The organism is Variovorax sp. CF313, assembly GCF_000282635.1.
GTDB lineage: Bacteria > Pseudomonadota > Gammaproteobacteria > Burkholderiales > Burkholderiaceae_C > Variovorax.
On sequence record NZ_AKIW01000165.1, the window covers coordinates 1 to 24,412 of the forward strand.

Consider the following 24,412-nt stretch of genomic DNA (forward strand, 5'->3'; position numbering starts at 1 on the left):
TTCGCGGCGAAGAACTTCGGCTGAACCCGGGTTTCTCCAGCAAAAAGCCGACCCATGGGTCGGCTTTTTTGAGGGCTTGAGACGGCAGATGCTCAGCGCTTGCCGGCTGCGAACAACTCGCCGCCGAGCTTGGCTCCCTTCTTGATGTTCTTCTTGGCGAACCAGCCCTGGTTCATTTCGAGCACGTAGCGCACCGGCTCCAGCGAGCAATGCGAGTTCTCGGTCATGGGCTGCATGTCGACCAGGTTGACGATGCGGCCGTCCTCGGCCACGAACGCAGCGGTCAGCGGCAGGATCGTGTTGCGCATCCAGAAGCATTGCGTTGCAGGCTGCTCGAACACGAAGATCATGCCTTCAGCCTGCGGCATTTCCTTGCGGAACATCAGGCCGATTTCGCGTTGCAGGGGCGTTTGCGCGATCTGCGCGTCGATCTTGTACAGGCCGACCGACAACTGCGTGCGTGGCAGGTCGGTCTGGGGTTGCTGCTGGGCATGAGCCGGCATCAAAAAGGACGCAGACACGAGGAGCAGGGCGGCGAGACGCTGGAACATCGGGGACAACTCTTTCAGAGCGGGGCGAAGCCCAGCCCGTAACCAATAAAAATGCCCGCTGATGCGGGCATTGCCGGTGAGCTGGAAAGCTTACACCTTCTTGGCGGCAGCCGTGTGGGCCTTGGCCACGTGGCGAACCTTGTGCTTCTTGGCAGCGGCGTGCTTCTTGGCGGGCGCGTGCTTGGCCATCTTGGGAGCGGCTGCGGCGGGAGCGGCCGCGGGTTCGGCTTGTTGAGCGAAAGCACCGACGGCGAAGAAACCGGCGACCAGGGCTGCGAGCAGCTTGTTCATGAACATATCCTTTGAAATTCGTTGATCTGGATTGCCCTCCCTGCGGAAGGTAGACATTCAACGAAAGCCGTTTCGCGCGGTTGACAGCCACGCAGCTCCCTCGATCAAAAAAAAAAGCGCTCGGAAGAGCGCTTTTTTTTGGGAGGCAGGCCGAATTACTGCGGGGTGCCGCCTTGGGTCGACTTGCGCTTGATGCTGCCGTCCTTGTTGCGACGACGCTGGTCGCGGGTTTCAGCGCGCTTCTCGCCAGAGGCAGCAGCCTTGTCGGCACCGATGGCGCCGCCTTCGGGCGTCTTGGCTTCGTCGCCGCCAGCAGCCTTGACCTGGCCAGCGGGCTTGGCAGCCTTCTTGGCTTCAGCACGTTGCTGCGACTTGCTGTTGGTGGCGTTACCTTGTTCGGGCGTCGTACCGGCCGGGTTTTGGGCGTAGGCGCCAGCGGCGAACAGGCCAGCGATCATGACTGCGAGAATTTTGCTCATTGATGATTCCTCTATCGAGAATTGGTTGGAAACGCCTCCCGGCGAGCAGAAGGTCAGCCACTAACGAGCCCATTGGCTCGCCGGTTGACAAACGCTTGCTGATGGGCTGCGTCTAAAATGTACAGCGATTTGTTCACAGTCTGTACAGCGAATCCACGCCGTGTCTGAATTCGCTGACAGTCGTCAAAAATTACGTCAATTCCGGAGCCATCCCCTCTCATGACCAGTTATCAGCACATCAAAGTCCCGACCGACGGCCAGAAGATCACGGTCAACGCCGACAACTCGCTCAATGTGCCTGACCAACCGGTGATTCCCTTCATCGAAGGCGACGGCACTGGCCTGGACATTACCCCGGTGATGTTGAAAGTGGTGGATGCGGCGGTGGCCAAGGCCTACGGCGGCAAGAAAAAGATCCACTGGATGGAGGTCTATGCCGGCGAGAAGTCGACCAAGGTCTATGGTCCCGACGTCTGGCTCCCCGAGGAAACGCTGCACGCCGTGCGTGACTATGTGGTTTCCATCAAGGGCCCGCTGACCACGCCCGTCGGCGGCGGCATCCGCTCGCTGAACGTCGCGCTGCGCCAGGAACTCGACCTTTATGTCTGCCTGCGTCCCATCCAGTACTTCGAGGGCGTACCCAGCCCGGTGCGCGAGCCGCACAAGACCAACATGGTGATCTTCCGCGAGAACTCGGAAGACATCTACGCCGGCATCGAGTTCGAAGCCGAGAGCGACAAGGCGAAGAAGCTCATCAAGTTCCTGCAGGACGAAATGGGCGTCAAGAAGATCCGCTTCCCCAATACCTCGGGCATCGGCGTCAAGCCCGTGTCGAGGGAAGGTACCGAGCGTCTCGTGCGCAAGGCGTTCCAGTACGCCATCGACAACGACAAGCCCAGCGTCACCCTGGTGCACAAGGGCAACATCATGAAGTTCACCGAAGGTGGCTTCCGTGACTGGGGCTACGGCCTCGCCGCCAAGGAATTCGGCGCCGAACTGATCGACGGCGGGCCGTGGATGAAGTTCAAGAACCCGAAGACGGGCAAGGAAATCACTGTCAAGGACAGCATTGCCGACGCATTTCTGCAGCAGATCCTGCTGCGTCCCGCCGAATACAGCGTGATCGCCACGCTCAACCTCAACGGCGACTACGTGTCCGACGCCCTGGCCGCGCAGGTGGGCGGCATCGGCATCGCCCCGGGCGCGAACCTGAGCGACACCGTCGCCATGTTCGAGGCCACCCACGGCACGGCACCCAAGTACGCTGGCAAGGACTATGTGAACCCCGGTTCCGAAATCCTCTCGGCTGAAATGATGCTGCGCCACATGGGCTGGAAGGAAGCCGCCGACCTCATCATCAGCTCGATGGAGAAATCGATCGCCAGCAAGAAAGTCACCTATGACTTCGCGCGCCTGATGGACGGCGCCACGCAGGTGAGCTGCTCGGGATTCGGGCAGGTGATGATCGATCACATGTAATTGCCATGGTTGCTCGTCGATGCCTGCCGGCGTCGAGCATCAAGCCCCTGAGCTGCCGAAAGGCGTTCAGGGGCTTTTTCATTCATGTGCTCGCCTGAGCTCGTTTCCTGGCGAATTCTCCGGAAATTCCGTCGTCATTCACGGTGCAAGACCCTTGATTTGTCGAATACACGTCACCAAGTCTTCCTGCGCCGGCGCGGCGCTTGCACGCTCTATAGAATCATTTTCATGGCAACGAGAATTCCAAAAACTCCCAGCACCCCCCCGGCCCAAAAACCGGCCGGGGATGACGGGGATTCGGTCGTCCTGGAGCGCCGGCCGCAAAAAACCGCGCCGCCCCAGATGTACCAGGTGGTGATGCTGAACGACGACTACACGCCAATGGAGTTCGTGATCGTCGTGCTGCAGGAATATTTCAGCAAGGATCGCGAAACCGCGACTCAGATCATGCTCAAGATCCACCTCGATGGCCGAGGCGTCTGTGGGGTTTATTCCCGCGACATGGCGGCCACCAAGGTCAACCAGGTGATGGAGGCCGCACAGCAGGCCGGGCATCCACTCCAATGCGTCAGTGAACCTGTTGCATGAACCAGTTGAATTGCGCAAGCTCCAACCCATCTGAGAACTTATTTACAGCAAGGCAAAAGGAAATCACATGATTGCCCAAGAACTGGAAGTCAGCTTGCACATGGCCTTCGTCGAGGCCCGGCAGCAGCGCCACGAGTTCATCACCGTGGAGCATCTGCTGCTCGCTTTGCTGGACAACCCGAGCGCCGCGGAAGTTCTGCGTGCCTGCTCGGCCAACGTCGACGACCTGCGGGCGTCGCTCACCAACTTCATCAAGGACAACACGCCCCAGGTGGCGGGTACCGACGATGTAGACACCCAGCCCACGCTGGGTTTCCAGCGCGTGATCCAGCGCGCCATCATGCATGTGCAGTCCACCGGCAACGGCAAGAAGGAAGTCACCGGCGCCAACGTGCTGGTCGCGATCTTCGGCGAGAAGGACTCGCACGCCGTGTACTACCTGCACCAGCAGGGCGTCACCCGCCTCGACGTGGTCAACTTCATTGCCCACGGCATCAAGAAGAGCGATCCGCCGGAAGCCGTCAAGGGCAGCGGTGAAGCGCCTTCGGGCGAGGGCGAGGAAGGCGGCGGCGAGCGCAACGAGAAGGCATCGCCGCTCGAGCAGTTCACGCAGAACCTCAACCAGATGGCCAAGGACGGCAAGATCGATCCGCTGATCGGCCGCGAGTACGAGGTCGAGCGCGTCATCCAGATCCTGTGCCGCCGGCGCAAGAACAACCCGCTGCTGGTGGGTGAAGCTGGCGTGGGCAAGACCGCCATCGCCGAGGGCCTGGCATGGCGCATCACGCAGGGCGACGTGCCGGAGATCCTGGCCGAGTCGAACGTGTTTTCGCTCGACATGGGCGCGCTGCTGGCCGGCACCAAGTACCGCGGCGATTTCGAGCAGCGCCTGAAGGGCGTGCTCAAGTCGCTCAAGGACAAGCCGAACGCCATCCTGTTCATCGACGAAATCCACACCCTGATCGGTGCGGGCGCGGCTTCGGGCGGCACGCTCGATGCGTCGAACCTGCTGAAGCCGGCGCTTTCCAGCGGCCAGCTGAAGTGCATCGGCGCGACCACCTTCACGGAATACCGCGGCATCTTCGAGAAAGACGCGGCGCTGTCGCGCCGTTTCCAGAAGGTTGACGTGGTCGAGCCGTCGGTGCAGGAAACCGTCGACATCCTGAAGGGCCTGAAGTCGCGCTTCGAGGAGCACCATGGCGTGAAGTACGCGGTGGCGGCCCTGCAGGCTGCGGCCGAGCTCAGCGCCAAGTACATCAATGACCGCCATCTGCCCGACAAGGCGATCGACGTCATCGACGAAGCCGGTGCTGCTCAGCGCATCCTGCCGCCGAGCAAGCGCAAGAAGACCATCAGCAAGACGGAAGTCGAGGAAATCGTCGCGAAGATCGCGCGCATTCCCCCGGCCAACGTCAGCAACGACGACCGCGGCAAGCTGCAGACCATCGAGCGCGACCTCAAGAGCGTGGTGTTCGGCCAGGACAAGGCACTCGAAGTGCTGGCCTCCGCGGTCAAGATGGCGCGTTCCGGCCTGGGCAAGGGTGACAAGCCGATCGGCTCGTTCCTGTTCTCCGGTCCCACGGGCGTCGGCAAGACCGAAGCCGCGAAGCAGCTCGCCTACATCATGGGCATCGAGCTGATCCGCTTCGACATGTCGGAGTACATGGAGCGCCATGCGGTGAGCCGGCTGATCGGCGCGCCTCCGGGCTACGTCGGGTTCGACCAGGGGGGCCTGCTGACCGAGGCTGTCACGAAGAAGCCGCACTCGGTGCTGCTGCTCGACGAAATCGAGAAGGCGCACCCGGACATCTTCAACGTGCTGCTGCAGGTCATGGACCATGGCACGCTGACCGACAACAACGGACGCAAGGCCGACTTCCGCAACGTCATCATCATCATGACGACGAATGCGGGCGCCGAGACCATGAACAAGGCGACCATCGGCTTCACCAACCCGCGCCAGGCGGGCGACGAAATGGGCGACATCAAGCGCCTGTTCTCGCCCGAATTCCGCAACCGGCTGGATGCCATCGTCAACTTCAAGGCGCTCGACGAGAACATCATCCTGCGCGTGGTCGACAAGTTCCTGCTCCAGTTGGAAACGCAGCTCAGCGAGAAGAAGGTGGAAGTCACCTTCAGCGACAAGTTGCGCAAGCACCTGGCGAAGAAGGGTTTCGATCCGTTGATGGGCGCGCGCCCGATGCAGCGCCTGATCCAGGACACGATCCGTCGTGCACTGGCCGACGAACTGCTGTTCGGTCGCCTGACCGACGGCGGCCGCCTCGAAGTCGACCTCGACGACAAGGACGAAGTGCTGCTCGACATCCAGCCGCTTCCGAAGAAGGAAGGCAAGCAGAAGCCCGAAGCAGAGGAAGCCGCAGCAGGGTGAGCCTACTGGGGTTCCAGGAATGAAGTCAAAGGCCGGTAGCATCGCTACCGGCCTTTTTCTTTTGGGCCAGCCATATCGCACAGCCATTCCAACCGCTTTTTCGCCTTGATCCTCCCCGAACTCAGCCACGAATGGAAAACCGGCCTCTCCCTCGCGTGGAGCGGCTACATCGCAGTGCTGTCGATCTGGATCGTGATGCAGAAGCGCGCGCCGGTGTCCACCATGAGCTGGATCCTGTCGCTCGCGCTGCTGCCGTTCGCGGGCTTCGTCATCTACTACTTTCTCGGGCCGCAGCGCCTGCGAAAGCAGCGGCTCAAGCGCCTGCGCAGCCGCGCCAGCGCCTTCGCCCAGGCCGACGTGGCGCGGCTGCGCGATGCGGCGCAGAACGCCCCGCCGGCCCTGCAGCAGATGGCGAAGCTCGGCACGGCGACCTGCGGGCTGCCGGTGTCGAGCGCGGTCGATGTCGAACTGCTCTCGGGCGGCGCACGCACCTTCGATGCGATCTTCGAGGCCGTGCGCGCCGCACGGAACCACGTCCACCTCGAGTACTACATCTTCGAGCCCGACAGGATCGGCACCGCGCTGCGCGACCTGCTGGTCGAGCGCGCGAAGCAGGGCGTGACGGTGCGCTTGCTGATCGATGCACTGGGCTCCAAGCGCGTCGGCCGCAAGTTCATGGCGCCGCTGCACGAGGCGGGCGTCAAGGTGGCGCTGTTCCACGACACCAAGATCGGCCGCCGCCTGCGCCCCGTGACCAACTACCGCACGCACCGCAAGATCGTGGTGTGCGACGGTCGGGTGGGTTTCACGGGCGGCGTGAACATCACCGATGAGGAAGACAAGCGCACCCGGCCCGATGCGTACCACGACGTGCACCTGCGCATCGAGGGCAGCGCCGTGCGCTGGCTGCAGACCACTTTCCTCGAAGATTGGACCTACGCCACCGGCGAAGACCCGCGTGGCATGGACGACGCGATGAGCGCGATGCTGCCGCAGCTCGAAGCCGGCGATATCCCGGTGCAGATCGTCACCAGCGGCCCCGACAACGCGATGGAGGCCATCCACCGCATGCACGTCGAGGCCATCCATTCGGCCACGCACCGCGCGTGGCTCACCACGCCGTACTTCGTGCCGGGCGAGCCCGCGCTGATGGCGCTGACCAGCGCCGCGCTGCGCGGCGTCGATGTGCGGCTGCTGGTGCCGCGCCGCAGCGACTCGGCCATCGTGAGTGCGGCGGCGCGCTCATATTTCGACGAGCTGATCGCCGCCGGCGTGAAGGTCTGGGAGTACAAGGCGCGCATGCTGCACTCCAAGACCCTGGTGGTCGATGACCACTGCGCGATGATCGGCACCGCGAATTTCGACAACCGCAGCTTCCGCCTCAACTTCGAGGTGTGCGCGGTGGTTTATGGTCCGGAACTGGCCCGGCCGCTGGCGGCGCAGTTCGAGACCGACCTGCACAGTTCCGGCGCGGTGCGCGCCCACCGGCCACAGAATTTCTGGATTCGCCTCGGCGATGCGATTGCGCGCCTGTTTTCACCCTTGCTCTGAATGAACCACACCTTTCTCTGGCACGACTACGAAACCTTCGGCGCGGTGCCGCGCCGCGACCGGCCCTCGCAGTTCGCGGCCATCCGCACCGACGCCGAACTCAACGAAGTCGGCGAGCCGCTGATGATCTATTGCAAGCCCGCGCCGGACTACCTGCCCAGCCCCGAGGCCTGCCTCATCACCGGCATCACGCCGCAGGTATGCCTGAAACGCGGCATTCCCGAGCATGAATTCGCCGCGCACATCGAGCGCGCCTTCTCGCAGCCCGGCACCATCGGCGTGGGCTACAACACCATCCGCTTTGACGACGAGGTCACGCGCTTCCTGTTCTGGCGCAACCTGATCGACCCGTACGCGCGCGAATGGCAGAACGATTGCGGCCGCTGGGACCTGCTCGACGTGGTCCGCCTCACCTATGCGCTGCGCCCCGACGGCATCGAATGGCCGAAGAAGGAAGACGGCAAGCCCAGCTTCAAGCTCGAGGACTTGGCGCGCGCCAACGGCCTGCTGCACGAATCGGCGCACGATGCGCTGTCCGACGTGCGTGCCACCATCGCGTTGGCCCGGCTGATCCGCGACAGGCAACCCAAGCTGTTCGACTTTGCCTTCGGCCTGCACAGGAAGGACCGCGTCGCCAGCGAACTCGGCCTGCCCGCGATGCGCGAGACGGCAAAGCCCTTCCTGCACGTGTCGGGCATGTTCCCGGTCGAGCGCGGCTGCCTGGCCGTGATGTGGCCGCTGGCCAGCCATCCCACCAACAAGAACGAACTGCTGGCCTGGGACCTGGCCCACGACCCGAGCGAGCTGCGCGACATCGACGTCGAGACCCTGCGGCTGCGCCTCTTCACCCGCACGGCCGACCTGCCCGAAGGTGTCGTGCGCCTGCCCTTGAAGGGCATCCACCTCAACAAGTCGCCGATGGTGGTCGGCAACCTGCGCACGCTCGCGCCGGCCATGGCGGGGCGCTGGGGCGTCGATCTCGACACTGCCATGCGCCACGCCGCGATCGCACGCGACCTGCCCGACATGAGCGCCATCTGGTCGCAGGTCTACGCCCGGCCCAAGGATGCAACGCCCGACGTCGACGAAGACCTCTACGGCGGCTTCGTCGGCAACGCCGACCGCCGGCGCCTGAACCAGCTGCGCAACCTGTCGCCCGAAGAGCTGGCCAAGGACCGCACCGGCTTCGACGACGGCCGGCTCGACGAGATTCTTTTCCGCTATCGCGCACGCAACTGGCCGGAACTGCTGAACGAAGACGAAAACGAGCGCTGGGAAGCTCTGCGCGTGGCCAAGCTCTTCAAGGGCGAGGGCGGGGCGCGCACCATCGAGATGCTGTTCAGCGAGGTTGACGCGCTCTCCGAGAACGCCGACGAGCGCGGAGAGGAAATCCTCGGCGCGCTATACGAATATGCCGAGGCCATCGCGCCCGAGGCCTGAGCATGCCGGCTGCGCCATCGGCGCGTATACGAGCATCTCGCCCGGCGCGCTGCTCTAGAGCTTGATGCCGGCGGCCTTGACCGTCGGCCCCAGCACATCGACCTGTTCCTTGACGAAGCCGTTGAATGCGGCCACCGATTCCGGCTTGGCGACGATGCCCAGCTCGGTCAGCTTCTTCTGGATTTCGGGCATCACGAGCACTTCGTTGCAGGCGGCATTGAGCCGGGTCGCAACGTCCGTCGGCAGCTTGGCGGGGCCCGACAGGCCGAAGAAGTTCTCGAGCACCAGCTTCGGTTGATGCAGCTCGACCATCGTCGGCACATCGGGCATCAGCGGCGAGCGCTGCGCGCCCGTCGCCGCGAGCGGCACCAGCTGGCCGCTCTTGAAGAAGGGCACGTACGAGGTGATGACGTCGATGCCCACTGGAATGGTGTTGGCGATCAGGTCGGTGCTCATCGGTGCACCGCCGCGGTAGGGCACGTGCACCATGTTGAGCCCGGTGATCTTCTTCAGCAGCTCGCCGTGGATGTGACCGATGGAGCCCGGGCCGCCCGAGCCGAAGTCCAGGTGACCTTCCTTGCGCGCCATCGCCTCCAGGTCGGCATAGCTCTTCAGGCCCGACTGCTTGCTCGCCATGATCACCAGCGGCGCGGCACCCAGGTAGGCCACGTGGGTGAAGCCCGTCACCGGGTCGTAGGGCTGCTTGTCGAGCGTGAACGGTCCGAGCGCGATCGGCGTGGTGTTCGAGAGCATCAGCGTGTAGCCATCGGCGGTCGAAGACGACACCTGCGCGCCGCCGATGGTGCCGCCGGCCCCCGGCTTGTTGTCGACGACCACGGGCTGCCCGAGCTTCTTCGCGAGCTGCTCCGCCATCACGCGCGCCAGCACGTCGCTGGAGCCGCCCGGCGGAAAGGTCACGATGATCTTGATCGACCTGTCGGGCCATTGTGCGAAAGCGGGAAGGGCGGCCGAGGCGACGCCTGCGGCAAGAATCTGCAGTGCGCCGCGGCGCGTGGGATGAAGGTGGGGCATGGCGTTCTCCGCTGACGGACAAGAATGAGGCCTTTAGCAGGAATCGGGCCGCCGGCTTATGCTGGCCGGATGCCCGCCACCCCAGCCGCGCACGATGCGCACAATGCGCTCACCGACTTCGCCACGCGCCACCGCAAGCTCTTCGTGCTCACCGGCGCGGGCTGCAGCACCGATTCGGGCATTCCCGACTACCGCGACGTGGATGGCGAATGGAAGCGCCCGTCACCCGTCACCTACCAGGCCTTCATGGGCGAGGAATCCACGCGAAAGCGCTACTGGGCGCGCAGCCTGATCGGCTGGCCGACCATGGCGGGAGCGCGGCCCGGCGCAGCGCACCGCGCATTGGCGAAGCTGGGCGACGCAGGCCGCGTCGGCCTGCTGCTCACGCAGAACGTCGATGGCCTGCATGAAGCCGCGGGCAGCCGGGGCGCTATCGACCTGCACGGGCGCATCGACACCGTGCGCTGCATGGGCTGCGAGCGGCGCACGCCGCGCTCCGGATTGCAGCTCGAACTGCGACAGCGTAACCCCCGCTGGGCCGAGCTGGAGGCCCGCGCCGCGCCGGACGGCGACGCCGACCTCGAAGGCCGCGATTTCTCCAACTTCGACGTGCCCGCCTGCTCGCACTGCGGCGGCCTGCTCAAGCCCGACGTGGTGTTCTTCGGCGAGAGCGTGCCCAAGGAGCGCGTCACCGCCGCCTTCGCCGCGCTGGAAGAGGCCGATGCGGTGCTCGTGGCCGGTTCGTCGCTGATGGTCTATTCGGGCTTCCGCTTCGTGCAGGCGGCGGCCGCGGCGGGCAAGCCGGTGGCGGCGGTGAACCTGGGGCGCACGCGAGCCGATGCGCTGCTTTCGCTGAAGGTCGAGCGCCCCGTCGGCGAGGCGCTGACGGCGCTGGCGCAGCAGCTTGCCTAGCTCCGGCTGGACGTGCCGATCAGGGAGCGGACGAAAGCATCCACCGCCACGGTGTAGGCGCCGGGCAGCCCCAGTTCGGAATTGATCTGCGCATGCGAAAGATCTTCCGGGGCCACTTCCGCACGGCCACCGGTTGCGGCGATGCGCGCCGCGAACTGCTGGGCCTGCGTGCATGAGCCGTCGCGGCGCTGGGTGGAGCACACCAGCAGCATCGGCGGCGCGCCGGGCGCAAGGGCATCGGTGGGCGACACGGTGCGCCAGAAGGCGGGATCGTTGCCGAACACGCGATCGTAGAAGGGCATGTGGCGGCGCTGCATTAGTTGGACCGTGTCCAGCGCGGCGCTGTCGAGTGCCACGGCGCCGAGCCAGGGGCGGGCACCTTGTTGCCGGGCGATGGAAGGCGATGCGCTGAGCAATGCGACAAGGTGCGCGCCGGCCGAATGGCCCATGAGCACGAAGCGGCCGGCATCGCCGCCCCACGACGGCGCGTTCGCCTGCACGGTGGCGACGGCACGTGCCACGTCCTGCGCCTGCTGCATCACGTCGACCTGCGGCACGAAGCGGTAGCTCACCGAAACGAGGATGAAGCCTTGTCCGCGCACCCAGTGTTCGATCTTCTGGTTCACCACCGACGCGGCCGCCTTGTCGCCGAACATCCAGGCCCCGCCGTGGACCATCACGAGCACCGGTGTACCTCGCTGCACGTTCGGCGGCAGGTAGACATCCATGCGCTGGCGCGGATCGGGGCCGTAGGGCTGGTTGGCCAGCAAGCGCACGCTGGCGGGCGGTGCGGCCGTTTCGGCGCCGGGCTGCTGCGCGATGGCCGGCGAGAACGTCAGCGCCAGCAGCCAGGCCGCGCAGATCCCTGCAAGACGTTTCATGAGAGGGCTTCCGGTGAACCGATGAAGGCCGGATTTTCGCGCTGCAGCCCTGTCGCCGGGCTGACCGTTGCACTCAACCGGCGTGCTTCGGCGCCATCCAGCTCGTCGATGCATCCCGGCCCGCGAGGTGCAGGCTGGCCGTGGCAGCAGGCGTTTCGGCTAGCAGACGGCCCTTGCGGAACACCTTGAGCCGCGCGGCGCGCAGCCGGATCGCCTCGACCGCATCGCGCGCCTGCAGAAGCACGAAGCTCGCATCGCAACCCGCCTCGATGCCGTAGCCCTGCAGGTGCATCACGCGCGCCGCATTGGTCGTTACCGCCTCGAAGCACTGGCGGATGCCGGCCTGGCTCGTCATCTGCGCCACGTGCAGGCCCATGTGCGCCACTTCGAGCATGTCGCCCGAGCCCATGCCGTACCACGGGTCCATCACGCAGTCGTGGCCGAAGGCGACGTTGACGCCGGCGGCCATCAGCTCGGGCACGCGCGTCATGCCGCGGCGCTTGGGGTAGGTGTCGTGGCGGCCCTGCAGCGTGATGTTGATGAGCGGATTGGCGACGACGGCCACGCCGCTCTGCGCGATCAGCGGCAGCAGCTTGCTCACGTAGTAGTTGTCCATCGAGTGCATGGAGGTGCAGTGCGAGCCCGTCACGCGGCCCTGCATGCCGAGGCGCTGCGCCTCGAAGGCCAGCGTCTCGATGTGGCGCGAGAGCGGGTCGTCCGACTCGTCGCAGTGCATGTCGACCAGCTTGCCGCGTTGGGCGGCGATCTCGCACAGAAGCTTCACGCTGGCCGCGCCATCGGCCATGGTGCGCTCGAAATGCGGAATGCCGCCGACCACGTCCACGCCCTTGTCGAGCGCGCGCTCCAAGTTCTCGACGCCGCCGCGCGAGCGCAGCACCCCGTCCTGCGGGAAGGCGACCAGCTGCAGGTCGAGGTAGGGCGCGACCTTGCGCTTGACTTCGAGCAGCGCATCGACCGCGAGCAGGCTCGGGTCGCTGGTGTCGACGTGAGATCGAACGGCCAGCAGCCCTTTGGCCACGGCCCAGTCGCAGTAGGCCAGGGCGCGCTCGATGAGCGCGTCGGCCGTGAGCAGCGGCTTCAGCTCGCCCCACAGTGCGATGCCTTCGAGCAGCGTGCCGCTCTCGTTGACGCGCGGCAGGCCGTAGCTCAGCGTGGCGTCCATGTGGAAATGCGGGTCGACGAAATGGGGCGCGAGCAGCAGGCCCTGCGCATCGAGCTTCTCGTGCGCCGGTGCATCGAGGCCCGCGGTGACTTCGGCGATGCGCCCGCCCTGCACGGCGATCGACATGCCGGTGCGGCCGTCGGGGAGCGTGGCGTTGGTGATGAGGAGGTCGAGCATCGTGGTGGGTCTCTGGCAGCCGGGCGACGAAGGCCCGATGGATATCGGATTGCCGCTATTTTCCTTCGGCATTGCGCCGCAGTGTCAGCGATGTCAACGCAGCGAGCGCGCCGAGCGCGGCAGTGGCCAGAAATGCTGCCCGGCAACCTTGCAACTGGGCAAAGCGCGGATCTTGCATTGCCAATTGCCCCTCGGCGACGAAGTGCGCCAGCGTCGAGAGGCTGGCGATGCCCAGTGCGGCGCCCAACTGGCGCGCCGTGTTGAAGAGGCCCGAGGCCAGGCCCGCGTCCTTCGTCGGCACGCCGTCGATGGCCGTGTGCGTGGCCGTCATCAGCATCAGGCCAAGTCCGAGGCCGATCAGCAAGGTCGGTCCGAGCACGTGCACGCGAAAGACGGCATCGAGCGGAACGGCGCTCATCCAGACCAGGCCTGCAGCGCTTGCCAGTCCGCCGAGGAATGGGAGGCGCCGCACACCGCCGTCCATCAGCGGTCGCGACACGATCGCAGCCGTGGCCAGTGCCAGGCCCATCGGCAGCATCGCCAGTCCGGCATCGAGTGGACCGTAGCCCAGCACCTGCTGGAGCACAATCGAGATGAAGAAGGTCGATGCCGTCAGGCAGGCACCGAGGCCCAGCACCACGACATTGCCCATGCGCACGTTGTGTACGGCAAAGATATCGAGCCGGATCAGCGGGCGTGCGCTGCGGGTCTCGATCAGCAGGAACAGCGCGAGTAGCACCGCAGCCGCGCACAGTGCCACCCATACGACGGTCGCGCCCCATCCTTGCGTCGTCGATTGCGAGATGCCGTACATCAGCGCACCGATACCCGAAGTGATCGTCAGGGCGCCCGGAAGGTCGAGCGACGGCCGCTCGGAACCCCGCCGGGCAGGCGACAGGCATGCGGCCACGCCCGCAATCAGGCAGATGCCGATAGGAACGTTCACGAACATCACCCAGCGCCAGTTCGCCTGCGCGGTGAGCACGCCGCCGATCACCACGCCGAAGGCCGATGCGATCGCGCTGGATGCCGCCCATAGCGAAATCGCGCGCGCGCGCGCCGGTCCGCCCGGATGCACCGCCACGATCACCGCCAGCGTCGAAGTGGCCAGCGCCGATGCACCGAGGCCCTGCACCGCGCGCGCCGCCAGCAGAAGGCCCGCGCTGTCGGCCAGCCCGCCCATCAGGCTGGCGATGGTGAACACCAGCAGGCCCGACAGCAGGATCAGCCTGCGTCCGAACAGGTCGCTCGCGCGCGCCGCCAGCAGCATGAATCCGCCGAGCGCCAGCAGGTAGGCATCGACCACCCACTGCAGTTCGATGGCTGAGAGATGCAGGTCGGCCTGGATGGCGGGCAGCGCCACGTTCACGATGGCGCCGTCCATCACGACCATGAACGACGAAACGCAGGCGATCAGCACCGCGACCCAGGGCGGCATGTGAGGACGGATCAGGGAGGGCGGCGTCGCCGCCATGGAGGATGAGGTCACGAGCAACTCCGGGTTCGTTGTTTCAGGGCTGCCAGTGTTCGCCGGGAGTACCAAACCCTGATAACGTTGCCGGGACCAAAAATAATGAAATCCAGCCATGCCGAAGAACCCCGAAGCCCAAGGCCCTATGCCCGACCTGAGCGAGCGCGCCGACGGACCCGCGCTGATCGCCCTGTGGGGCGCCGACGAAGCGGGCAGCGAACTCCGCCTCGGTACTCGTGAGTACGACTGGCACAGCCATTTGCGCGGACAGGTTTTCTGCGTCGAGAGCGGCCTGGTGCATGTGCGCACCGCGCACGGCTCCTGGCTGCTGCCGCCGCACCGTGCGGGCTGGTTCCCGCCCGGCGAGGCGCACAAGGTGAGCATCAGCGGCGCAATGAGCGGATGGAGCGTGCTGATCGCCCCCCGGGCCAGCCGCGAGCTGCCCGAGCGGCCTTGCGTGATCGGTATCAGCGAACTCATGCGCGCGCTGGTGCGGCGCGCCGTGACCTGGGCCGCGCAAGACCGGCTCGACACCGAACAGGCTCGCATGACCGCCGTGCTGCTCGACGAGATGCGCCGCGCGCCGCATGAGCCCTTGCACCTGCCGATGCCGACCGATCGCCGCCTGTTGCGGATCGCCACCGCGATCTGCGAGCAGCCCGAAAGCACCCGTACGCTCGACGAATGGGCGCACTGGGCCGGACTCTCGCCACGCACGCTGAGCCGGCTGTTCCTGACCGAGACGGCCGTGAGCTTTGGCCAGTGGCGCCAGCAGGCCCGGCTGGTGCATGCGCTGGAGCGCCTTGCGCGCGGTGAAGCCGTGGCCGATATTGCCGATGCGCTCGGCTATGCCACGCCGAGCAACTTCATCGCGATGTTCAAGCGCAGCTTCGGGGATTCGCCGGCGCGCTATTTCGCGCAGCGCGGCGAATTGCGCTAACTGGCGAGCCGGGATGTCAGCGCATGCGCTGTCCCCGGTAGCGGTACTGTCCCGCCGCCGGCCCGACCTCGATGGTCACGCGGCGCAGCTTGTCGTCATGCCCGGACGTCGCCTTCGCCGTCACCACGATGCCGCGCGGCGTGGCGCGGCAGGTGAGGTCGGTGAGCGCGATCTCGGCATGGTCGTTGTCGAGTTCGGCAATCGCCACCGTGTGCTCGGCATGCAGGCCGCCATTGGCATCGCGCGCCATCCACTGCACATAGAGGAAGGACTGCGCGTACTGGTCGGCATGGATGACGCGGTACGTGCCCTGATGGGTCTTGCCCCAGGTGCCGCACAGCTGCACCCAGCTGACCGAATCGGGCGTCTTGAAGGTGTCGTAGCTGTAGTCGCTGCCCAGTGCATTCGCGCCTGTGCCGGCAAACGTCAACAGCGCGCCAAGCAGCGTTGCAGCGGTTGTTTTCACCATCAGCGTTCCCCCTTGCGATAGGGCTTCATCAGCGCCTGCGGATAGCTGGCTTTGCGCGCCACCAGCACCAGCGCCAGGATCGACAGCAGGTACGGCAGCATCAGGTACAGCTGGTAGGGCAGCATGGCATCGCCCGATTGTTGCAGCCGCAGCTGCAGCGCGTCGAAGAAGGCGAACAGCAGCGCGCCGACCAGCGCCTTGCCCGGACGCCACGAGGCGAACACCACCAGCGCCACGCAGATCCAGCCGCGGCCGTTCACCATGTTGAAGAAGAAGGCATTGAAGGCAGACAGCGTGAGGAACGAGCCGGCCACGCCCATCAGCGCCGAGCCCGCGACGATGGCGCCCGTGCGCGTGGCCGCAACCGACACGCCCTGGCTCTCGGCCGCCTGCGGGTTCTCGCCGACCATGCGCAGCGCGAGGCCGAGCGGCGTGCGGTACAGCACCCAGCCGATGATGGGCACCAGCAGCAGCGCGAACAGCGTGAGCGCGGTCTGGGCATTGAGGATCGGAATGGGCAGCCAGTCCATCGGCGCAAAGGGCGTGATGGTCGGCGGTGTGTTCACCTTTGGAAAACTCACGCGGTAGCCGAAGTAGCTGAGCGCGGTCGCCAGCAGCGTGATGCCCAGCCCCGAGACATGCTGCGAGAGCGCCAGGCCTACGGTAAGAAAGGCGTGCAGCAGCCCGAACACCAGGCCCGTCAGCGCGGCCACGCCCACGCCGACCCACAGCGGCGCGCCTGCATACACCGCGAGCCAGCCGGTGAAAGCGCCCGCGACCATGATTCCTTCGATGCCGAGGTTGAGCACGCCCGCGCGCTCGCACAGCAGCACGCCGAGCGTGCCGAGAATCAGCGGCGTGGCGATGCGCAGCACCGCGACCCAGAAAGCCGGGTTGGCGAGGATGTCGAGCAGGTCGGTCATGCTGTATTCCTCGCTCCCCTTCCGGGGGAGGACTGGGGTGGGGGCAAGATCGGGAAGGGACATGCTGTCATTTGAATCGCACCCGGTATTGCGTCAGCAGCGTTGCCACGAGCACCGCGATCAGCGAGGCCGCGACGATCACGTCCGCAATGTAGGTCGGCACGCCGACCGCGCGGCTCATGGTGTCGGCGCCGACCAGCACGCCCGCCACGAACACGCCGGCCGCGATCACGCCCAGCGGATGCAGCCCCGCCAGCATCGCGATCACGATGCCCGTGTAGCCGTAGCCCGGCGACATGTCGAGCGTGACGTAGCTCGTGCGGCCCGCCACCTCGATCGCGCCCGCCAGCCCGGCCAGCGCGCCCGAGAGCAGCGCCACCATCACCACGGTGCGCGTCACCGGCACGCCGGCGAAGGCCGCGGCGCGCGCATTCGCGCCCACGGCGCGAATGTCGAAACCCAGCACCGTGTACTTGAAGACAGCCCACACCGTCGCGGCGAGCGACACGGCCCACAGCAGTCCGGTGTGCACGCGCGTCTGCGCGACGAGCTTGCCCAGTTCGAGGTCGGACTGCAGCGACACGCTCTGCGGCCAGCCCATGGCGCTCGGGTCTTTCATCGGCCCGTCGAGCAGCGCCGAGACGCCGAGCAGAACGATGAAGTTGATCAGCAACGTGGTGACGACCTCGTCCACGCCCAGCCGGTTCTTCATGAGCGCCGGGCCCAGCAGCATCAGTGCGCCCGCGATGGCGGCGGCCAGCATCATCAGCGGAAACAGCAGCCAAGGCGACAGCTCGAAACCGGTGCCGCCATGCATACCGCCCACCGCCACGGCGGCCAGCGCGCCAGCGTAAAGCTGGCCCTCGGCGCCGATGTTGAACAGCCGCGCCTTGAATGCGACCGTGGCCGCCAGCCCGGTGAGGATCAGCGGGATCGCGCGCGTCAGCGTTTCGCTCCACGCGAACACCGAGCCGAAGCCGCCCTGCAGCAGCAGCGCATAGGTGCGACCGACCGGAGCGCCGGCCCACAGCACCAGCAGCGCACTGACCGCCATGGTGAAGACGACCGCGCCGATGGGGGCAAGCACCAATGCGGCGCGCGAGGTCTCGTGGCGTCGTTCGAGCCGCATCATGTTGCGGCTCCTTTGGATCGAGGCGCCGTCGCGCCGGCCATGGCCAGCCCGATGGCTTCACGCGTCCACGCGGTGGCCGGGCGGGCTTCGCCCGCGTGGCCGCCATGCATCACGGCCACGCGGTCGCCGAGCGCGAGCACTTCGTCGAGGTCATCGGAGATCAGCAGCACGGCCGCGCCTGCGTCGCGTGCTGCAATCAGTTGCTGCTGCACATAGGCCACCGCGCCGATGTCGAGGCCCCAGGTCGGCTGGTGCGCGACGATCAGGCGCGGCGCGCGGTTCGGGTGCTTCCTGTTGTCGTCGCCTTTGGCAGCTTCGGGCTGCTCAGGCGCGAGCAGTGCACGCCCCAGGATCAGTTTCTGCATGTTCCCGCCGGAGAGCGAACGGGCCGGGGCCATCAGGCCGGCGCCGCGCACGTCGAATGCCTTCTCGATGCGCCGCGCATGCAGCCGGGTGGCGGTGCGTTTCACGAGCCACGACCAGTGCGAGAACACCGGGCTGCGCAGCCGTTCCGACACCGCGTTCTCCCACACCGGCAGATCACCGACCACGCCGACGGCATGCCGGTCTTCCGGAATGCGCGCGACGCCGCGCTGCACCAGCCGGGCGGGCGAGGGCGGCAATGCGCGGCCCATGAATTGGGCGGTGCCAGAGATGGCGCGGCGCGTGCCGCTCAGCAACTCGGCGAGCGCGACCTGGCCGTTGCCGGAGACGCCCGCAATGGCGGTGATCTCGCCGGCGCGCAGCGTCAGCGATACCTCGCGAAGGCCGGCCGAATGGTCCTGCCCGCCGTCCTTGTCCGATACGGTGCTCACGTGATCGAGCACACAGACCGCATCGCCCACTGATCTGGCCGGCCGCCGCTGCGGCGCCTCGACCGCATGCCCGACCATCCACAGCGCGAGCTGCGCCTGCGTGGTGTCGGCGGTGCGCGCCTCGGCTACCAGCTTGCCGCCGCGCAGCACGGCCACGCGGTGCGACACGCGCAGCACTTCGCCGAGCTTGTGGCTGATGAAGATGACCGACAAGCCCTGCGCCACCATCTGCGCGAGCGTGGCGAACAACGCCTCGCTTTCCTGCGGCGTGAGCACGGCGGTCGGCTCGTCGAGGATCAGGATGCGCGCGCCGCGGTACAGCGCCTTGAGGATTTCCACGCGCTGGCGCTCGCCGACCGAGAGGCTGCCGATCTGCACATCAGGCTGCACCGGCAGGCCGAAGCGCCGGGCCACCTCGAGCAGCCTGGTGCGTGCGGCGGCGCGGCGCGACACCGGGAGCCACAGCGGCTCGGTGCCCATCATCACGTTGTCGAGCACGCTGAGGTTGTCGGCCAGCGTGAAATGCTGGTGCACCATTCCCACGCCGGCGGCGAGCGCGGCCTTCGGGTTGCCCGGCGGCAGCGGTGCACCGAAGACTTCGATGCTGCCTTCGTCGGCGACGTAGTGGCCGAACAGGATGGACATCAGCGTCGATTTGCCGGCGCCGTTCTCCCCAAGCAGCGCGAGCACTTCGCCGGCCTGCAGGTCGAGGGAGATGGCGTCGTTGGCGACGAGGGAGCCGAAGCGCTTGGTGATGCCTTCGAGGCGGAGAACGGTCGTGGTGTTCATGAAGGCCTTGCTCCTTCCCCCTGGAAGGGAGGGAGAGGACGCGGGATCACTTCCACGCAGCGAGGAACGCGAGCATGACCTTTGCGGAGTTGTCCGCCGCAATGCCCATGAAGGTGCCCATCTCGTTCTCGCCGTCGCCGCCGCCCGCGAGGTCGCTGAGCGAGCGGAAGGCGATGTAGGGCACGCCATTGGCATAGGCGACCATGCCCACGGCCGCGGTTTCCATGTCGAGCACGTTGGCCTGGAAGGTCTTGTAGGTGTATTCGCGGTAGGCCTTGTTGTCCATGAAGGCCTGGCCCGAGACGCCGTTGCCGCCGACCACCAGCTGCGGCTTGCGCGGCAGGCACTTGCCGGCGCTGCAGTTGGCAAGGTCTACGCTGCGGATGCCGCGCGCCACGTCGAGCATCTTCGGGTCGGCCTCGAACCAGAACTTGCGCTGGATCTCGGGGCGCGCCGCCGATCGCACCTCGACCGGGCGCGGGAACATCATGCCGAAGTTCGGCCGCGTGGCGTCGGTGATGAAGGGCGGCGCCGTGTACTTGCCGGGTGCGGTTTCGCGCGCCATCAGCACCTCGAGGTACTGGCCCCACTGGGCCGGCACCGTGACGTCGCCGACGTGCAACGACGGATTCACGCCGCCCGCGATGCCGCTGAACACGATGTTCGTGACGCGGAATCGGTCGAGCACGAGCTGCGTGTTCATCGTCGCGTTCGTCATGCTGATGCCCGACAGGAACAGCACCACGGGCTTGCCTTCGAGCGTGCCCGTGGTGAATTCCACGCCGTTCACGCTGTACTTCACCGGGCCTTGCAGGCGCGTCAGCAGCAGCTTGAGCTCGGGTTCGAAGGCCGAGAGCACTGCGATGCGCGGCGTGCTGTCCAGGCGCGTGCTGCTGTCGGTGCTGACGACATCGGGCGACCTGTAGACGCCGACGCAACCCGAGAGCACGAGGCCGAGCGTGGCGGCAAGCACCGGACCCCGCAGGCGTTGCAGCAATGAAGTGTGGTGGGGCGTCATGAGTTGGTGGGTGGTAGTGCAGGGCGATGCGCGGCATCGGGCGTGGCGATCCAGGCCTGCAGCGCGGGAGCGCGCGGGTGCTTCGGCGCCAGGCCGACGAAGGTGGTGTAGGCGGCGAGCGCCTTGGCGTCGTTGCCGGCCTGCAGCTGCGCATCGCCGAGGTTCAGGTAGGCGAGGGCGCGGCTGCCGTCCATGTCGATGGCCTGCTCGAACCAGCGCGCAGCCTCGACCGGCTTGCCGCGCTTGAAGTACAGGAAGCCGAGGTTGTTGGCCGCCAGCGCGAAGCGCGGCTGCTGCTTGAGCGCTTCGGTGAAGGCGGCTTCGGCCTCGTCGTAGCGGCGCTCGCGGTACAGCTGCAGCCCGCGGTCGTTGGCGCGCTGGGCCGCCACACGCGGCGGCAGCGGCGCGGCGGCCGGCATCGTCAGCCTGGCCTCGGCGCCGTCCAGGTTCTTCACCACCACCTCGATGGCGGCGGCGGCCTTGGGCGTCGCCGCGGCGGCGTGCACGGCCTGCTCGTTGGCCTCGTCGATGCGCTTGTTGACCTGGCTGGCCGCGGCATCGAGCTGCACGACGTCGCCGCTGAGGCCTTCGCGCTCGGTCGGCAGTGCGAACACGAACTCGCCGCCCTCCGAGCCCGGCAGGCTGCCGAAGGCAGGCGTCTGCCGCGCGATGGCCGAGACGGCAGGCGCCACGTAGGCCGCGAGCTCGGTGCTGGTGATGACGCCGTCGCCATTGAGGTCGGCCTTGCCCGACAGCGCCTGCAGCACCGTCCAGGTGAAGACCGAATGGCCGCCGGGGCCGTCGTCTGCCACCTGCTGGTCGGCGCCGCCGGCAGTGATCATCTGGCGGCCGATGCGGCGCGCGTTGTCGCTCAGGAAGTTCTTGCTGCCGCGCGGCCCGCCGCCCCGCGTGAGGCCCAGGCCCGAGTAGCAGGCGTCCACCATGAACAACACGTGCTTGGCCGACAGCGCCTCGGCCACTTCCTGCAGCTGCGGCATGGAGATGGCGTCGGCCGCCAGGTCGTCGAGCGACGCATCGACCGGGATGATGTAGCCGACGTCGCGCCCGCTCGCGAGCTTGCGGGTGCTGCCATGGCCGGCGAAGAACACCAGCACGCGGTCGTCGCGTTTCACGCGCTTGCTGTCGGTCAGCTTGTCGTTGAGCGTGCGCAGGATGTTGGCGCGCGTGGCGTCGCCGTCGTACAGCGCCGTGACGTTCTCGGGCTTGAAGCCGAAGCGCGTGACCAGCGCCTGTTCCATGGCCTTGCCGTCGAGCACCGCGTGATGCAGACCGGGCCACCTGGCGTACTTGTCGATGCCGATCACCAGCGCGTAGCTTTCGCGGTAGAGCGTGTCGCCGGCAGCGGCGGCGGCAATGCCGTCGTCCGGTGCCGCGCGCTTGGGCGCATTGACGACGAACTTGCCGTCGCGCCAGGTGGCGAAGCGGTAGCCGTCGGCCACCAGCTGGTCGAGCACCGTCGGCAGCGCCTGCACGGTGCGGCCCTGGATGTCGTGGAACAGGATCACGCCGTGCTTGGCCTTGTCGACCTCGGCCAGCACGCGGTCGGCGATCGACTTGGGCACCGGGTCGGCCCAGTCCATGGAGTCGACGGTCCACAGCATCGAGCGCAGCTTGAGCGCCTCGACCGTGCTGAGCTTGTCTTCGTTGCGCGCGCCGTAGGGAAAGCGGAACAGCGTGGATTGCGGGCGGCCGGTGACGTCGAGCAAAGCCTCGGTTTCGGTGGCCTCGGTGCGCACCGCGTCGTCGCTCATCTTCGCCATCATGCCGTGGCTGAAGCTGTGGTTCGCCAGCACATGCCCCGCGGCCAGCACGCGCTTGGCCACAGCGCCGTTGGCGCCGAGCTGGGCCTTGCCCTGGGCATCGAGCTTGCCGAGGTTCTGGCCGAGCTCGAAGAAGATGGCCGGCGCGTCGTAGCGCTTGAGGATCTCGAGGATCTCGTCCGTGTGCTTGGCGTGCGGGCCGTCGTCGAAGGTCAGCACCACGGTCTTGGGGGGCAGCGAGGTGCCGAAGATCTCGCGCGAATCAGCGGCGCTTTCCTTGGCACCACCCGCGGGCTGGGTGTAGGGGACGATGGCGCCGAAGTCCTTGAGGATCTTCTCGCGCGAATAGATGCCCTGGAGCTTGGCCACGTAGTCGGCCCATTTTTCCCGCTTGGGCTCGATGCCGCGCTGCGCGAAACGGCCGAACACGTCCTTCAGTTCACGGTCGTAGGCCTGCTCGATCTCGGCGAGCACGACCAGGTCTTCGCTCGCGCGGCGGCCGAGCTTGAGGCCGGACAGCGACTGCGCCTGGCCGTAGCGCGTGCTCAGCTCACCGAGGAATTCCTTGAACGCGAGGCGGTCGGCATCGAACCAGCTCGGCTCGCTTTCGATGCGGTCCAGCAGCGCGTTCAATGCGGGCACCGTGGCCGGGTCGGATTCCTCGCCGGCCTGGGCGACCAGTGCACGCTGGCGCTCCTGCATGTCATGGAACAACAGTTGCCCAACCGCGCCGACTGCGCGCTTCTCGGCCGCGTCGAGCGTGCGCTCGCCGGTCATCAGCACGATCATCTGCCGGTGGGCGGCGAGCAGGGCATCGGCACGCTCCTGCAGCTGGGGCGGGATGCCGACCGGCGCCACGGCCACTGGGGGCGCTGCCGCCGATGCGGCCATCGCAGGAGGCGTGGCCGCCGCGGCGGGCGCCGCCGCAGCCACGGGTTGCTCACGCTGGCACGCGGCGAGGCCGAGCGCCAAGGCCACGACAGCCACGGCCTGGCTTGCGGTCTGCCACCGCACACGATTCATTTGCATTCGACGATGCCTACTTTGCGGTGGACTTGGGCTGGCTGTCGTCCACCTTCACCGTGAACTTGCCCGACAGGATGTCGGCCTGCCTGGCCTTCACCTTGGCGACGATGTCTGCCGGCACCTTCTTCTCGAAGGTGCCCAGCGGCGCGAGCTCGGAGCCCTTGTGCTTCATCTGTGCGTACACGCCGTAGTCCTCGGCCACGAACTTGCCTTCCTTCACGAGCTTGATCGCGCGGTCGGCAGCGGGCTCGAAGTTCCACAGGGCGGAGGCCACCACCGTGTCGGGGTACTGGCCCTGCGTATCGATCACGTTGCCGATGGCGAGCTTGCCCTTTTCCTTGGCCGCGTCCGAAACGCCGAAGCGCTCGGCGTACATCACGTCCGCGCCCTTGTCGATCATGGCGAAGGCTGCTTCCTTGGCCTTCGGCGGGTCGAACCAGCTGTTGATGAAGCTCACGCTGAACTCCACCTTCGGGTTCGTTTCCCTGGCGCCAGCCATGAAGGCGTTCATCAGGCGGTTGACCTCGGGAATCGGAAAGCCGCCGACCATGCCGATGCGGTTGCTCTTCGTCATGCCGCCCGCGACCATGCCGCTCAGGAAGGCCGGCTCCTGGATGTAGTTGTCGAACACGCTGAAGTTGGGTGCCTGCGGCTTGAGCGACGAGCCCATCAGGAAGGCCACCTTGGGAAAGTCCTTGGCCACCTTGCGCGCAGCCGCCTCCACGCCGAACACCTCGCCCAGGATCAGCTGGTTGCCGCCGGTGGCGTACTCGCGCATCACGCGTTCGTAGTCGGCGTTGCTGACGTTCTCGGTGGCTTTGTATTCGATCTCGCCGCGCGCCTCGGCCGCCTTCAGCGCCTTGTGGATGCGGCCCACCCATTGCTGCTCGAACGGCACGGTGTACACCGCCGCCACCTTGAGCTTGGCCTGTGCGAGCGCCAGGCCGGGCGCGCCCGCCGCAAGCGCTGCGGCGATGGCGACGGAACGAATGATCAACTGACGGCGTGCTGTCACGGTGCTTCTCCTCGGTCTATGAAAAAAACGTGGCCTCGATGGCGCATCTGTTCGGGGCACACCGCGGAACCGGCTTTGCC

General features: G+C 66.7%; 21 protein-coding genes. 7 read left to right on the top strand and 14 right to left on the bottom strand.

Features of this window, described 5'->3' with window-relative positions:
• Window positions 1-92: 92 nt before the first annotated feature.
• From PMI12_RS26255 to PMI12_RS26265, 3 genes are all read right to left on the bottom strand, one after another.
• Window positions 93-551: a DUF192 domain-containing protein gene (locus PMI12_RS26255; protein ID WP_007838821.1), complete on the bottom strand. Its 459-nt coding sequence runs from the start codon at window positions 549-551 to the stop codon at window positions 93-95.
• Window positions 552-641: 90 nt separating this feature from the next.
• Window positions 642-842 (bottom strand): hypothetical protein, encoded by a 201-nt coding sequence (locus PMI12_RS26260; protein WP_007838823.1) that lies wholly within the window; start codon window positions 840-842, stop codon window positions 642-644.
• Between the two features lie 155 nt (window positions 843-997).
• A complete protein-coding gene (locus PMI12_RS26265; protein WP_007838825.1) occupies window positions 998-1,321 on the bottom strand; it encodes a hypothetical protein in 324 nt (107 codons plus the stop codon).
• A 219-nt stretch (window positions 1,322-1,540) separates the two neighbouring features.
• Between PMI12_RS26265 and icd the strand changes: the two genes are divergently transcribed.
• From icd to sbcB, 5 genes are all read left to right on the top strand, one after another.
• Window positions 1,541-2,800, top strand: coding sequence for an NADP-dependent isocitrate dehydrogenase (icd, locus tag PMI12_RS26270; protein ID WP_007838827.1), 1,260 nt, complete (start codon window positions 1,541-1,543; stop codon window positions 2,798-2,800).
• 228 nt (window positions 2,801-3,028) lie between these two features.
• Complete coding sequence (gene clpS / locus PMI12_RS26275) at window positions 3,029-3,388, top strand: ATP-dependent Clp protease adapter ClpS (protein WP_042674481.1); 360 nt, start codon at window positions 3,029-3,031, stop codon at window positions 3,386-3,388.
• A 67-nt stretch (window positions 3,389-3,455) separates the two neighbouring features.
• Window positions 3,456-5,777: an ATP-dependent Clp protease ATP-binding subunit ClpA gene (clpA, locus tag PMI12_RS26280; protein WP_007838831.1), complete on the top strand. Its 2,322-nt coding sequence runs from the start codon at window positions 3,456-3,458 to the stop codon at window positions 5,775-5,777.
• Between the two features lie 105 nt (window positions 5,778-5,882).
• Window positions 5,883-7,328 (top strand): cardiolipin synthase, encoded by a 1,446-nt coding sequence (gene cls, locus PMI12_RS26285; RefSeq protein ID WP_007838834.1) that lies wholly within the window; start codon window positions 5,883-5,885, stop codon window positions 7,326-7,328.
• Window positions 7,329-8,768: an exodeoxyribonuclease I gene (gene sbcB / locus PMI12_RS26290; RefSeq protein ID WP_007838836.1), complete on the top strand. Its 1,440-nt coding sequence runs from the start codon at window positions 7,329-7,331 to the stop codon at window positions 8,766-8,768.
• Window positions 8,769-8,822: 54 nt separating this feature from the next.
• Here sbcB and PMI12_RS26295 read toward each other — a convergent pair whose 3' ends face one another.
• Complete coding sequence (locus PMI12_RS26295; protein WP_007838837.1) at window positions 8,823-9,800, bottom strand: Bug family tripartite tricarboxylate transporter substrate binding protein; 978 nt, start codon at window positions 9,798-9,800, stop codon at window positions 8,823-8,825.
• 69 nt (window positions 9,801-9,869) lie between these two features.
• Here PMI12_RS26295 and PMI12_RS26300 point away from each other — a divergent pair, with 69 nt between their 5' ends.
• Entirely contained in the window at window positions 9,870-10,712 is an 843-nt protein-coding gene (locus tag PMI12_RS26300; protein WP_007838839.1) for an NAD-dependent protein deacetylase, read from the top strand.
• Here the strand turns inward: PMI12_RS26300 and PMI12_RS26305 are convergent.
• From PMI12_RS26305 to PMI12_RS26315, 3 genes are all read right to left on the bottom strand, one after another.
• Window positions 10,709-11,593 carry an alpha/beta hydrolase gene (locus PMI12_RS26305; RefSeq protein ID WP_007838841.1) on the bottom strand — a complete coding sequence of 295 codons (885 nt, stop codon included), beginning with the start codon at window positions 11,591-11,593 and terminating at the stop codon, window positions 10,709-10,711. The two genes, PMI12_RS26300 and PMI12_RS26305, sit on opposite strands and share 4 nt — an antisense overlap.
• A gap of 73 nt (window positions 11,594-11,666) precedes the next feature.
• The gene (locus PMI12_RS26310; protein ID WP_007838843.1) at window positions 11,667-12,953 is read right to left on the bottom strand and encodes an amidohydrolase family protein; all 1,287 of its coding nucleotides are present in this window, start codon (window positions 12,951-12,953) and stop codon (window positions 11,667-11,669) included.
• Window positions 12,954-13,008: 55 nt separating this feature from the next.
• Window positions 13,009-14,442 (bottom strand): MFS transporter, encoded by a 1,434-nt coding sequence (locus PMI12_RS26315; protein WP_202801692.1) that lies wholly within the window; start codon window positions 14,440-14,442, stop codon window positions 13,009-13,011.
• 97 nt (window positions 14,443-14,539) lie between these two features.
• Here PMI12_RS26315 and PMI12_RS26320 point away from each other — a divergent pair, with 97 nt between their 5' ends.
• Window positions 14,540-15,364, top strand: coding sequence for an AraC family transcriptional regulator (locus PMI12_RS26320; RefSeq protein ID WP_007838848.1), 825 nt, complete (start codon window positions 14,540-14,542; stop codon window positions 15,362-15,364).
• Between the two features lie 16 nt (window positions 15,365-15,380).
• Here PMI12_RS26320 and PMI12_RS26325 read toward each other — a convergent pair whose 3' ends face one another.
• From PMI12_RS26325 to PMI12_RS26355, 7 genes are all read right to left on the bottom strand, one after another.
• Complete coding sequence (locus tag PMI12_RS26325) at window positions 15,381-15,833, bottom strand: hypothetical protein (RefSeq protein WP_007838849.1); 453 nt, start codon at window positions 15,831-15,833, stop codon at window positions 15,381-15,383.
• Window positions 15,833-16,756 (bottom strand): ABC transporter permease, encoded by a 924-nt coding sequence (locus PMI12_RS26330; protein ID WP_007838850.1) that lies wholly within the window; start codon window positions 16,754-16,756, stop codon window positions 15,833-15,835. The genes PMI12_RS26325 and PMI12_RS26330 overlap by 1 nt, the downstream gene beginning before the upstream one ends.
• A 67-nt stretch (window positions 16,757-16,823) precedes the next feature.
• Window positions 16,824-17,885 carry an ABC transporter permease gene (locus PMI12_RS26335; protein WP_193386580.1) on the bottom strand — a complete coding sequence of 354 codons (1,062 nt, stop codon included), beginning with the start codon at window positions 17,883-17,885 and terminating at the stop codon, window positions 16,824-16,826.
• Complete coding sequence (locus PMI12_RS26340) at window positions 17,885-19,492, bottom strand: ABC transporter ATP-binding protein (RefSeq protein WP_007838858.1); 1,608 nt, start codon at window positions 19,490-19,492, stop codon at window positions 17,885-17,887. Before PMI12_RS26340 ends, PMI12_RS26335 begins: the two co-directional genes overlap by 1 nt.
• A gap of 46 nt (window positions 19,493-19,538) precedes the next feature.
• Window positions 19,539-20,510 (bottom strand): 5'-methylthioadenosine/S-adenosylhomocysteine nucleosidase, encoded by a 972-nt coding sequence (locus PMI12_RS26345; RefSeq protein WP_007838860.1) that lies wholly within the window; start codon window positions 20,508-20,510, stop codon window positions 19,539-19,541.
• Window positions 20,507-23,320: a polysaccharide deacetylase family protein gene (locus tag PMI12_RS26350; RefSeq protein WP_007838862.1), complete on the bottom strand. Its 2,814-nt coding sequence runs from the start codon at window positions 23,318-23,320 to the stop codon at window positions 20,507-20,509. The genes PMI12_RS26345 and PMI12_RS26350 overlap by 4 nt, the downstream gene beginning before the upstream one ends.
• Window positions 23,321-23,330: 10 nt before the next feature.
• Window positions 23,331-24,332: a BMP family protein gene (locus PMI12_RS26355; protein ID WP_007838865.1), complete on the bottom strand. Its 1,002-nt coding sequence runs from the start codon at window positions 24,330-24,332 to the stop codon at window positions 23,331-23,333.
• Window positions 24,333-24,412: the final 80 nt, after the last annotated feature.

Coding starts and splice junctions, on each gene's coding strand:
- PMI12_RS26300 (WP_007838839.1), top strand. CDS start 9,870: ATGCCCGCCACCCCAGCCGCGCACGATGCGCACAATGCGCTCACCGAC.
- PMI12_RS26320 (WP_007838848.1), top strand. CDS start 14,540: ATGCCGAAGAACCCCGAAGCCCAAGGCCCTATGCCCGACCTGAGCGAG.
- PMI12_RS26260 (WP_007838823.1), bottom strand. CDS start 842: ATGAACAAGCTGCTCGCAGCCCTGGTCGCCGGTTTCTTCGCCGTCGGT.
- PMI12_RS26265 (WP_007838825.1), bottom strand. CDS start 1,321: ATGAGCAAAATTCTCGCAGTCATGATCGCTGGCCTGTTCGCCGCTGGC.
- PMI12_RS26295 (WP_007838837.1), bottom strand. CDS start 9,800: ATGCCCCACCTTCATCCCACGCGCCGCGGCGCACTGCAGATTCTTGCC.
- clpA (WP_007838831.1), top strand. CDS start 3,456: ATGATTGCCCAAGAACTGGAAGTCAGCTTGCACATGGCCTTCGTCGAG.
- PMI12_RS26310 (WP_007838843.1), bottom strand. CDS start 12,953: ATGCTCGACCTCCTCATCACCAACGCCACGCTCCCCGACGGCCGCACC.
- PMI12_RS26340 (WP_007838858.1), bottom strand. CDS start 19,492: ATGAACACCACGACCGTTCTCCGCCTCGAAGGCATCACCAAGCGCTTC.
- icd (WP_007838827.1), top strand. CDS start 1,541: ATGACCAGTTATCAGCACATCAAAGTCCCGACCGACGGCCAGAAGATC.
- PMI12_RS26330 (WP_007838850.1), bottom strand. CDS start 16,756: ATGACCGACCTGCTCGACATCCTCGCCAACCCGGCTTTCTGGGTCGCG.
- PMI12_RS26255 (WP_007838821.1), bottom strand. CDS start 551: ATGTTCCAGCGTCTCGCCGCCCTGCTCCTCGTGTCTGCGTCCTTTTTG.
- clpS (WP_042674481.1), top strand. CDS start 3,029: ATGGCAACGAGAATTCCAAAAACTCCCAGCACCCCCCCGGCCCAAAAA.
- PMI12_RS26335 (WP_193386580.1), bottom strand. CDS start 17,885: ATGCGGCTCGAACGACGCCACGAGACCTCGCGCGCCGCATTGGTGCTT.
- sbcB (WP_007838836.1), top strand. CDS start 7,329: ATGAACCACACCTTTCTCTGGCACGACTACGAAACCTTCGGCGCGGTG.
- PMI12_RS26305 (WP_007838841.1), bottom strand. CDS start 11,593: ATGAAACGTCTTGCAGGGATCTGCGCGGCCTGGCTGCTGGCGCTGACG.
- PMI12_RS26345 (WP_007838860.1), bottom strand. CDS start 20,510: ATGACGCCCCACCACACTTCATTGCTGCAACGCCTGCGGGGTCCGGTG.
- PMI12_RS26325 (WP_007838849.1), bottom strand. CDS start 15,833: ATGGTGAAAACAACCGCTGCAACGCTGCTTGGCGCGCTGTTGACGTTT.
- PMI12_RS26350 (WP_007838862.1), bottom strand. CDS start 23,320: ATGCAAATGAATCGTGTGCGGTGGCAGACCGCAAGCCAGGCCGTGGCT.